This window comes from Streptomyces sp. NPDC048566 (genome assembly GCF_043199735.1).
GTDB lineage: Bacteria > Actinomycetota > Actinomycetes > Streptomycetales > Streptomycetaceae > Streptomyces.
In genome coordinates this window covers 172,477-182,603 of record NZ_JBICWL010000013.1, presented here as the reverse complement: position 1 = coordinate 182,603, position 10,127 = coordinate 172,477, and the positions used below count along the sequence as shown (strand labels likewise).

General features: G+C 69.7%; 9 protein-coding genes. 2 read left to right on the top strand and 7 right to left on the bottom strand.

The genetic code is table 11. The features are described 5' to 3' along the window. Positions 1-316: 316 nt before the first annotated feature. From ACGFS9_RS21075 to thyX, 3 genes are all read right to left on the bottom strand, one after another. The gene (locus ACGFS9_RS21075; RefSeq protein ID WP_393255136.1) at positions 317-2,002 is read right to left on the bottom strand and encodes a ribonuclease J; all 1,686 of its coding nucleotides are present in this window, start codon (positions 2,000-2,002) and stop codon (positions 317-319) included. Between the two features lie 133 nt (positions 2,003-2,135). After that, the gene (gene dapA, locus ACGFS9_RS21070) at positions 2,136-3,035 is read right to left on the bottom strand and encodes a 4-hydroxy-tetrahydrodipicolinate synthase (protein ID WP_393255135.1); all 900 of its coding nucleotides are present in this window, start codon (positions 3,033-3,035) and stop codon (positions 2,136-2,138) included. Between the two features lie 211 nt (positions 3,036-3,246). Further along, positions 3,247-3,987, bottom strand: coding sequence for an FAD-dependent thymidylate synthase (gene thyX / locus ACGFS9_RS21065; RefSeq protein ID WP_393255133.1), 741 nt, complete (start codon positions 3,985-3,987; stop codon positions 3,247-3,249). Between the two features lie 234 nt (positions 3,988-4,221). On the opposite strand from thyX, the gene ACGFS9_RS21060 reads away from it, so the two are divergent. After that, a complete protein-coding gene (locus ACGFS9_RS21060; protein WP_393255131.1) occupies positions 4,222-4,461 on the top strand; it encodes a hypothetical protein in 240 nt (79 codons plus the stop codon). 90 nt (positions 4,462-4,551) lie between these two features. After that, positions 4,552-5,109, top strand: a complete 558-nt coding sequence (locus ACGFS9_RS21055; RefSeq protein WP_393255130.1) for a hypothetical protein — start codon at positions 4,552-4,554, stop codon at positions 5,107-5,109. A 129-nt stretch (positions 5,110-5,238) separates the two neighbouring features. On the opposite strand, the gene ACGFS9_RS21050 is transcribed toward ACGFS9_RS21055, so the two are convergent. The 4 genes from ACGFS9_RS21050 to ACGFS9_RS21035 are packed head-to-tail and all read right to left on the bottom strand — an operon-like array spanning position 5,239 to position 10,095. Next, positions 5,239-5,691, bottom strand: coding sequence for a hypothetical protein (locus tag ACGFS9_RS21050; protein ID WP_393255128.1), 453 nt, complete (start codon positions 5,689-5,691; stop codon positions 5,239-5,241). A gap of 33 nt (positions 5,692-5,724) precedes the next feature. Continuing rightward, complete coding sequence (gene dapB / locus ACGFS9_RS21045) at positions 5,725-6,477, bottom strand: 4-hydroxy-tetrahydrodipicolinate reductase (protein WP_393255127.1); 753 nt, start codon at positions 6,475-6,477, stop codon at positions 5,725-5,727. A gap of 25 nt (positions 6,478-6,502) precedes the next feature. Further along, positions 6,503-7,882: a M16 family metallopeptidase gene (locus ACGFS9_RS21040; protein ID WP_393255125.1), complete on the bottom strand. Its 1,380-nt coding sequence runs from the start codon at positions 7,880-7,882 to the stop codon at positions 6,503-6,505. Next, positions 7,879-10,095: a polyribonucleotide nucleotidyltransferase gene (locus tag ACGFS9_RS21035; RefSeq protein ID WP_393255123.1), complete on the bottom strand. Its 2,217-nt coding sequence runs from the start codon at positions 10,093-10,095 to the stop codon at positions 7,879-7,881. The genes ACGFS9_RS21040 and ACGFS9_RS21035 overlap by 4 nt, the downstream gene beginning before the upstream one ends. Positions 10,096-10,127 lie beyond the last annotated feature (32 nt).

Sequence of the window (10,127 nt, the reverse complement as noted above, 5' to 3'; positions counted from 1 at the left end):
ACCGTTTCCGTATCCGATTTCCTCGGTGCTTTCCAGGTTCCCGCTTCCGCGTTTCCCTTTCCGGCGAGTCCGACTCTATCAGATCCTTTCGGGCCCGATTTCCTCGGCGCTTTCCAGTTCCGCGCTTTCGCGCTTTCCTTTTCAGCGGCTCCGACATTATCAGAAGTTCTGAGTCGGATTTTCCGCCCCCCTGCCGGTTCTGCCCCGAGGCACGAAGCGTTCGGGTTCCCGGTCGGGCGGAGCCGTAAACGTACTGGAGCGGGCCGCCTCGATGCAAATCGAGGCGGCCCGCTCCGGGTTGGCGCTCTCCGGAGGGTCAGACCTCGACCACGACCGGGAGGATCATCGGGCGCCGGCGGTAGTTGTCGGAGACCCACTTGCCCAGCGTGCGGCGGATGAGCTGCTGCATCTGGTGGGGCTCGACCACACCGTCCTGGGCGGACCGCTCCAGGACCTCCGTGACCTTCGGGATCACGTCGGCGAACGCGGAGTCGTCGATACCGGACCCGCGAGCCTGCACGTGCGGGCCCGCCGTGAGCTTGCCCGTGCTGGAGTCGATCACCGCGAAGACCGAGATGATGCCCTCGTCGCCCAGGATCTTGCGGTCCTTGAGCGCGGGCTCCCCGACGTCGCCCACCGAGAGGCCGTCGACGTACACGTACCCGGCCTGGACCTTGCCGGCGATCTTGGCCTTGCCGTCGAGGAGGTCGACGACCACGCCGTCCTCGGCGATCACGATGCGGTCGTGCGGCACACCGGTGAGCGCGCCGAGTTCGGCGTTGGCCCGCAGGTGGCGCCACTCGCCGTGCACCGGCATCAGGTTGCGCGGCCGGCAGATGTTGTAGAAGTACAGCAGCTCGCCGGCCGACGCGTGGCCCGAGACGTGCACCTTGGCGTTGCCCTTGTGGACGACGTTCGCGCCCCAGCGGGTCAGGCCGTTGATGACGCGGTAGACCGCGTTCTCGTTGCCGGGGATCAGCGACGAGGCCAGGATCACCGTGTCGCCCTGGACGATCCGGATCTGGTGGTCGCGGTTCGCCATCCGGGACAGGGCGGCCATCGGCTCGCCCTGGGAGCCCGTACAGACGAGCACGACCTCGTGGTCCGGGAGGTCGTCGAGCGTCTTGACGTCGACCACTAGGCCCGGCGGGACCTTCAGGTAGCCGAGGTCCCGGGCGATGCCCATGTTGCGGACCATCGAGCGGCCGACGAAGGCGACCCGGCGGCCGTACTCGTGAGCGGTGTCCAGGATCTGCTGGATGCGGTGCACGTGGCTGGCGAAACTCGCCACGATGATGCGCTTGCTGGCGTTGGCGAAGACCTGGCGCAGCACGTTCTGGATGTCGCGCTCGGGCGGGACGAAACCGGGGACCTCGGCGTTCGTGGAGTCCGAGAGGAGGAGGTCGATGCCTTCCTCGCTCAGGCGCGCGAACGCGTGCAGGTCCGTGAGGCGGCCGTCGAGCGGCAGCTGGTCCATCTTGAAGTCGCCCGTGTGGACGACCATGCCGGCCGGGGTGCGGATGGCGACCGCGAGAGCGTCCGGGATGGAGTGGTTGACCGCGACGAACTCGCAGTCGAAGGGGCCGACGCGCTCGCGATGGCCCTCGGCCACCTCCAGCGTGTACGGCCGGATGCGGTGCTCCTGGAGCTTGGCCTCGATGAGGGCGAGGGTCAGCTTGGAGCCGATCAGCGGGATGTCGGGCTTCTCGCGCAGGAGGAACGGGACGCCGCCGATGTGGTCCTCGTGCCCGTGCGTGAGCACGATGCCCTCGATGTCGTCGAGGCGGTCCCGGATGGACGTGAAGTCCGGCAGGATCAGGTCGATTCCGGGCTGCTCCTCCTCAGGGAAGAGCACTCCGCAGTCGACGATCAGCAGGCGGCCCGCGTACTCGAAGACCGTCATGTTCCGGCCGATCTCGCCGAGACCGCCGAGCGGGGTGACGCGCAGGCCGCCCTTCGGGAGGACCGGCGGCTTGCCGAGTTCAGGATGCGGATGACTCAAAAGACTCTCCTCACCACGGACGCCACGTACCTGTGAGGCACGTGGCGCGCGTGACGTTCGTGCAGTGGCAGTTGTCCGTGTGGGGTGCGGGCCGGGGCCCGCGGTCGTGCTTATTCAGTTGTGAAGTCTGTGATCAGAGCTCTACCCCGCCGGCTCCAAGATCGATCTTGAGCTGGGCGGTCTCCTCCGGGGACAGCTCGACCATCGGGGCGCGCAGCGGACCGGAGGGCAGGCCCTGGAGGGCGAGTGCCGCCTTGGTCGTCATGACGCCCTGGGTGCGGAACATGCCGGTGAAGACGGGGAGCAGCTTCTGGTGGATCTCGGTGGCCTTCTGCACGTCGCCCGAGAGGTGGGCGTCGAGCATGGCGCGCAGTTCCGGGGTGACGACGTGCCCGACGACGGAGACGAAGCCGACCGCGCCCACGGAGAGCAGCGGCAGGTTGAGCATGTCGTCGCCGGAGTACCAGGCGAGGCCGGAGCGGGCGATGGCCCAGCTGGCCCGGCCGAGGTCCCCCTTGGCGTCCTTGTTCGCGACGATGCGGGGGTGCTCGGCGAGCCGGACCAGGGTCTCGGTGTTGATCGGGACGCCGCTGCGGCCGGGGATGTCGTAGAGCATGACCGGCAGGCCCGTCGCGTCGGCGATGGCCGTGAAGTTCCGGTACAGGCCCTCCTGAGGGGGCTTGTTGTAGTACGGCGTGACGGTGAGCAGGCCGTGCGCGCCGACCCGCTCCGCGGCCTGCGCCAGTTCGATGCTGTGGCGCGTGTCGTTGGTGCCGACGCCGGCGACGACGTGGGCGCGGTCGCCGACCGCTTCCAGCACGGCGCGTACGAGATCCGATTTCTCCGCGTTGCTGGTGGTCGGGGACTCACCGGTGGTCCCGTTGATGATCAGGCCGTCGTTGCCTGCGTCCACCAGGTGGGTGGCGAGCCGCTGGGCGCCGTCGAGGTCGAGTGCGCCGTCCGCCGTGAAGGGCGTGACCATGGCGGTGAGGACCCGCCCGAAGGGGGTCTGCGGAGTGGAGGTCGGAGCCATGGGTAACACGCTACTCGCTGCTCAAGGCGGGGTCTGCCCTCGGGGGACACGACATGGCAGGACAAAGGTGGAGCCCGGCACTGCCTGCTCGGGGGTTCAAGCAGTGCCGGGTCCGTTTGATCAGGCTAGATGAACTTCGCGAAATGCCGCAATACGGACACCTCGCTCGGCTGACCCGTACATCTGTGCCGGACCGGTGCGCACAGGCGGTTCAGGGCGCCACCCGTCCGTTGGCGTTGTAGGCCGCGTGTGTGAGCGGCATGAGCCGCGCCCACTCCGCCTCCATCCGCTCGCCGACCATCTCGATCTCGCGCTGCGGGAAGGACGGGACCTTCGCGAGCTCGTGCTGGGTGCGCAGACCGAGGAAGTGCATCAGCGAGCGTGCGTTGCACGTGGCGTACATCGAGGAGAAGAGACCCACCGGGAGGACGGCGCGGGCGATCTCGCGGGCCACGCCGGCCGCGAGCATCTCGCGGTACGCCTCGTACGCCCCGCGGTAGGAGTCCTCCATGGTCCGGCTCGTCAGATCCAGCTGGTCCGGTGTGCCCTCCACGAAGACGTACTTGCCGGGGCGGCCCTCCTGGACCAGCTTGCGGGAGGCGTCCGGGACGTAGAAGACCGGCTCCAGCTCCCGGTAGCGGCCCGACTCCTCGTTGTACGACCAGCCGACGCGGTGCCGCATGAACTCGCGGAACACGAAGATCGGAGCACTGATGAAGAAGGTCATCGAGTTGTGCTCGAAGGGGCTGCCGTGCCGGTCCCGCATCAGGTAGTTGATCAGGCCCTTGGAGCGCTCCGGGTCCTTCTGCAGCTCGTCCAGCGACTGCTCTCCCGCGGTGGAGACACGGGCGGCGAACAGCACGTCGGCGTCGGAGGCCGTGTGCTTGATCAGCTCGACGGTGACATCGCTGCGGAAACGGGGCTTGAGCTCGTCGGCGGGGGTGTCGGTCACGGTGCGGAGGGTCCTTCCATCACTGGCTCGGGCGGCGCCCACTCTACGGGCCGGCACCGACAACGGGGCGTTCGGTGCCGTGCCCCGACATTCGGCACCGAACTTCGGCGAATTCGGTGATTCGGGGCACCTCCCGGGGCACTCGTGCGTCTGTATGGATGAGGGCGGCGCGTTCGAGTCGCCCCCGCCGGACCGTCGCACCAGCACCAGTCTCCGGAAGGAGAAGCACCGCCCATGTTCCGTCGGCGCGAGCCCGTTCCCTTCGCCTTCGTCGCGGAGGCAGACCAGTTCCGCAGCAACGTCACGCCCCCGCCCCGTGAGCGGGCCTCCTTCGGGCAGATGGCGGGGCGGTGGCTCATAGGTCTCACCGTCGTCGCAGGGATCGCCGGATCCCTGATCGTCGGGATGCCCGCCCTGTCGCAGGACCAGTCGCCCGCGACGACGCAGCACTCCGAGGCGTCGGACGGCCGCTGACTCATCCGGACCCCCAAGGGTGGTGGCCCGGCACCCGGCTCGATAGCCTCACCGGGCACAGCCCATGCGTGGATTGAGTGAGGATCAGTCGTGCCCCTGCCTTTCCTGACGGCGGACCGCGCCTTTGACGAGGCCGCGGAGGATGTCGCGCTGCCCTTCGACGACCGCGACCGCTGGCGCCGCCCTTACCGGCCCGGCCCGTGGCGGGTCGGTGCCGCCGCCCTGGTCCTGCTGCTCGCCTCGTACGTTCTCGTCGCGGCGGTGATCATCGCGGTGGCCGGCACCGTACCGGGGGCCGTGGCCTGCATGATCGGCGCCGCGATCGTCATACTGTGCGCGCTGCGGCTGCTGCGGGTGGGCGTGTGGGTGAGTGCCCGGGGGCTGCGCAGGGTCGGTTTCTTCACCACCGTCACGGTCCCGTGGGACAAGGTGGGCGCCGTGCGCACCGTGCAGCAGCCGGTGCGCTGGCTGGGGCTGCCGCGCACCGTGCAGGGCCAGGCGCTGGTTCTGGTCCGCGAGGGGCGCGCACCCGGTGAGGTGCCCCCGCTCATGACGACGCACAACGCCGACTTCCTGGCCCGCACCGAGGCCTTCGACCGCGCGGCGGACGCCGTCGAGGTGTGGGCGGACGAGTACCGCGGGCCCTGACCGGCGCGGCATCCCGCGCCCGTCCGTGCGATGAGGGGCCGACCCGCGTGATGCGGGTCGGCCCCTCGTCGCACGGGCCCGCCGTCCGGTGGCGCGGAGCGCGCCGCGATCGGCGGGCGGTCAGCGCCTTCAGGCTTCGAGGGTGCGCCCCTCCTGGAGCGCGATGGCCCGCTGCATGGCCTTGCGGGCGCGCGGGGTGTCGCGGGCGTCGTGGTAGGCCACGGCGAGGCGGAACCAGGTGCGCCAGTCGTCCGGTGCGTCCTCCGTCTCGGCCTTGCGGCGGGCGAAGACCTCGTCGGCCGAGTCGCGGTCGATGCGGCCGCTCTCGGTGCGCCGCAGCTCGTCCACGGGCAGTCCGCCCTCGGCGTCCAGCACGGCGGCGAGCCGGTTGGCCTTCCGGACGAACTGGGTGTTCTTCCAGAGGAACCAGACGCCGATGACCGGCAGGATCAGCACGGCCACACCGAAGGTGACGGTGATCAGGGTGCCGTCCTGGATGAGCATCACGCCCCGGCTGCCGACCAGGACGAAGTAGAAGACCAGGACGGCGGCCGTGACGGCGTAGGTGGTTTTCGCGCGCATGTCTGCCGGTTACCTCGTGGGACGTGACCCGGCTCAGCCGAGGTCGAGGAAGTGTTCCAGGCCGAAGGTGAGGCCCGGGGCGGTCACCACGCGGCGGACGCCGAGCAGGATGCCCGGCATGAAGCTGCTGTGGTGGAGGGAGTCGTGGCGGATGGTGAGGGTCTCCCCCTCGCCGCCCAGCAGGACCTCCTGATGGGCGAGGAGGCCGCGCAGCCGGACGGCGTGCACGGGGACGCCGTCGACGTCGGCGCCGCGGGCCCCGTCCAGGGCGGTCGCCGTGGCGTCGGGCTGCGGGGCGCTGCCCGCCCGTTCCCGGGCCGCGGCGATGAGCTGGGCGGTGCGCGTGGCGGTGCCGCTGGGAGCGTCCACCTTGTTCGGGTGGTGCAGCTCGACGACCTCGACGGACTCGAAGTACGGCGCGGCGACCTCGGCGAACTTCATCGTCAGGACCGCCCCGATGGAGAAGTTGGGCGCGATGAGCACACCCGTCTCCGGGGAGGCGGCCAGCGAGGTGCCGAGCTGCGCGAGTCGCTCGTCGGTCCAGCCGGTGGTGCCGACGACGGCGTGGATGCCGTGCCGGACGCAGAAGTCCAGGTTGCCCATCACCGAGGCGGGGGTGGTGAGTTCGACGACGACCTGGGCCCCGGCGTCGACCAGGGTCTCCAGCTTGTCGCCGCGGCCGAGGGCGGCCACCAGCTCCATGTCCTCGGCGGCCTCGACGGCTCGTACCGCCTCGGCTCCGATCCGGCCCTTGGCACCGAGGACCGCCACGCGCAGCTTGCTCATAGCTTCGTTCCTTACCGAGACGGGATTACGCGACCGCGTCGTGCAGCCGCGACGCCTGCTTGTCCTTGACCGGGCCGATGACCGCCAGCGAGGGGCGCCGTCCGAGAACGTCCCGGGCGACCTCGCGGACCTCGTCGGGGGTGACCGAGGCGATCTTCGCCAGCATGTCGTCGACGGACATCTGCTCGCCCCAGCACAGCTCGCTCTTGCCGATCCGGTTCATCAGCGCGCCGGTGTCCTCCAGGCCGAGCACGGTGGATCCCTGGAGCTGGCCGACGGCCCGGCCGATCTCGTCGTCCGACAGGCCGTGCTCGGCGACCTGGTCGAGCTCGTCGCGGCACAGCTTCAGCACGTCGTGGACCTGGCTCGGACGGCAGCCGGCGTACACGCCGAAGAGTCCGCAGTCGGCGAAGCCCGAGGTGTAGGAGTACACGCTGTAGGCGAGACCGCGCTTCTCGCGGACCTCCTGGAAGAGGCGCGAGGACATGCCGCCGCCGAGCGCGGTGTTCAGCACGCCGAGGGCCCAGCGGCGGTCGTCGGTGCGGGCGAGGCCCGGCATGCCGAGGACGACGTGGGCCTGCTCGGTCTTGCGGCCGAGCAGTTCGACGCGGCCGGCCGTCCTGATGGTGCGCCGGCCGTCGCGCGGCGCGATGGGCGCCGCCGCCGCGTTCTTGAACGCGCCCGCCTTGTCGAAGGCGGCGCGGACCTGGCGGACGACCTTGTTGTGGTCGATGTTCCCGGCGGCGGCCACCACGAGGTGGGTGGGGTCGTAGTGCTTCTTGTAGAAGCGGCGGATGCGGTCCGCGTTGAGGGCGTTGACGGTGTCGACCGTGCCGAGGACGGGGCGGCCGAGCGGGTTGTCGCCGAACATCGTGTGCGCGAACAGGTCGTGCACGCAGTCGCCCGGGTCGTCCTCGGTCATCGCGATCTCTTCGAGGATCGCGCCGCGCTCGACGTTGACGTCGTCCTCACGGATGAGGGAGCCGGTGAGCATGTCGCAGACGACGTCGATGGCGAGCGGCAGGTCGGTGTCGAGCACGCGCGCGTAGTAGCACGTGTACTCCTTGGCGGTGAAGGCGTTCATCTCGCCGCCGACCGCGTCGATCGCGGAGGAGATGTCCAGCGCGGACCTGCGGTTGGTGCCCTTGAAGAGCAGGTGCTCCAGGTAGTGCGTGGCGCCGTTCAGCGCGGGCGTCTCGTCGCGCGAGCCCACGCTCGCCCAGATGCCGAACGTGGCGGAGCGCACCGAGGGGAGCGTCTCGGTGACGATCCGCAGCCCGCCGGGGAGGGTGGTCTTGCGGACCGTGCCGATGCCGTTGGCGCCCTTGATGAGGGTTTGGGTACGGGCGACGGCCCGCGCCTCCGAGGAGGTGCGGGCCGTCGCCGTGGAGCTACTCGACGTCACTTGTCGGTGTCGTCCTTCTGGTCGTCGTCGCCTTCGCCCTCGATCACGGGGATCAGGGAGAGCTTGCCGCGGGAGTCGATCTCGGCGATCTCGACCTGGACCTTCTGGCCCACTCCGAGGACGTCCTCGACGTTCTCCACGCGCTTGCCGCCGGCGAGCTTGCGGATCTGCGAGATGTGCAGCAGACCGTCCTTGCCCGGGAGCAGCGACACGAACGCGCCGAAGGTCGTCGTCTTCACGACGGTGCCCAGGTAGCGCTCGCCGACCTCCGGCATGGTCGGGTTGGCGATGCCGTTGATCGTGGCGCGGGCGGCCTCGGCGGCCGGGCCGTCGGCGGCACCGATGTAGATGGTGCCGTCGTCCTCGATCGTGATCTCGGCGCCGGTGTCCTCCTGGATCTGGTTGATCATCTTGCCCTTGGGGCCGATGACCTCGCCGATCTTGTCCACGGGGATCTTGACGGTGATGATCCGCGGGGCGTTCGGGGACATCTCGTCCGGCGTGTCGATCGCTTCCATCATCACGTCGAGGATGTGGAGGCGGGCGTCGCGGGCCTGCTTGAGGGCCGCGGCCAGGACGGAGGCCGGGATGCCGTCCAGCTTGGTGTCGAGCTGGAGGGCGGTGACGAACTCCTTGGTGCCGGCGACCTTGAAGTCCATGTCGCCGAAGGCGTCCTCGGCACCGAGGATGTCGGTGAGGGCGACGTAGTGCGTCTGGCCGTCGATCTCCTGGGAGATCAGACCCATGGCGATACCGGCGACGGGGGCCTTGAGCGGCACACCGGCGTTCAGCAGCGACATGGTGGAGGCGCAGACCGAGCCCATGGACGTCGAGCCGTTGGAGCCGAGGGCCTCGGACACCTGGCGGATCGCGTACGGGAACTCCTCGCGGGTCGGCAGGACCGGCACGATCGCGCGCTCGGCGAGCGCGCCGTGGCCGATCTCGCGGCGCTTCGGGGAGCCGACGCGGCCGGTCTCGCCGACGGAGTACGGCGGGAAGTTGTAGTTGTGCATGTAGCGCTTGCGGGTCACCGGGGAGAGGGTGTCCAGCTGCTGCTCCATGCGGAGCATGTTGAGGGTGGTGACGCCCAGGATCTGGGTCTCGCCACGCTCGAACAGCGCCGAGCCGTGCACGCGCGGGATGGCCTCGACCTCGGCGGCGAGGGTACGGATGTCCGTGACGCCCCGGCCGTCGATGCGCACCTTGTCCTTGATGACGCGCTCGCGGACCAGCTTCTTGGTCAGCGCGCGGTACGCGGCGGAGATCTCCTTCTCGCGGCCCTCGAACTGCGGGAGCAGCTTCTCGGCGGCGATCTCCTTGACGCGGTCCAGCTCGGCCTCGCGGTCCTGCTTGCCGGCGATGGTGAGCGCCTGGGCCAGCTCGCTCGTGACGGCGGCGCTGAGGGCCTCGAAGACGTCGTCCTGGTAGTCCAGGAAGATCGGGAACTCGGCGGTCGGCTTCGCGGCCTTGGCGGCGAGGTCCGACTGCGCCTTGCACAGCACCTTGATGAAGGGCTTCGCGGCGTCGAGGCCGGCGGCGACGACCTCCTCGGTCGGCGCCTCGGCGCCGCCCTTGACCAGCTGGATCGTCTTGTCGGTGGCCTCGGCCTCGACCATCATGATCGCGACGTCGCCGTCCTCCAGGACGCGACCGGCGACGACCATGTCGAAGACGGCGTCCTCGAGCTCGGTGTGCGTCGGGAACGCGACCCACTGGCCGTTGATCAGCGCGACGCGGACGCCGCCGACCGGGCCGGAGAAGGGCAGACCGGCCAGCTGCGTGGATGCGGAGGCGGCGTTGATCGCCACGACGTCGTACAGGTGGTCGGGGTTGAGCGCCATGATCGTGGCGACGACCTGGATCTCGTTGCGCAGGCCCTTCTTGAAGGACGGGCGCAGCGGGCGGTCGATGAGGCGGCAGGTGAGGACGGCGTCCTCGGAGGGCCGGCCCTCACGACGGAAGAAGCTGCCGGGGATCTTGCCGGCGGCGTACATCCGCTCCTCGACGTCCACCGTGAGGGGGAAGAAGTCGAGCTGGTCCTTGGGCTTCTTGGAGGCGCTCGTGGCCGACAGCACCATGGTGTCGTCGTCCAGGTACGCCACGGCGGAGCCGGCGGCCTGCTTGGCCAGGCGGCCCGTCTCGAAGCGGATGGTGCGGGTGCCGAAGGAACCGTTGTCGATAACGGCCTCGGCGTAGTGGGTCTCGTTCTCCACTAGCGTTTTCTCCGATACTTTTCGTCGTCTTT

What these genes read in the sequence shown, in the direction of transcription:
- dapB (WP_393255127.1), bottom strand. Translation starts at nt 6,477, where the DNA reads ATGAGCAAGCTGCGCGTGGCGGTCCTCGGTGCCAAGGGCCGGATCGGA.
- ACGFS9_RS21060 (WP_393255131.1), top strand. Translation starts at nt 4,222, where the DNA reads ATGTTCCGTCGGCGCGAGCCCGTTCCCTTCGCCTTCGTCGCGGAGGCA.
- ACGFS9_RS21050 (WP_393255128.1), bottom strand. Translation starts at nt 5,691, where the DNA reads ATGCGCGCGAAAACCACCTACGCCGTCACGGCCGCCGTCCTGGTCTTC.
- dapA (WP_393255135.1), bottom strand. Translation starts at nt 3,035, where the DNA reads ATGGCTCCGACCTCCACTCCGCAGACCCCCTTCGGGCGGGTCCTCACC.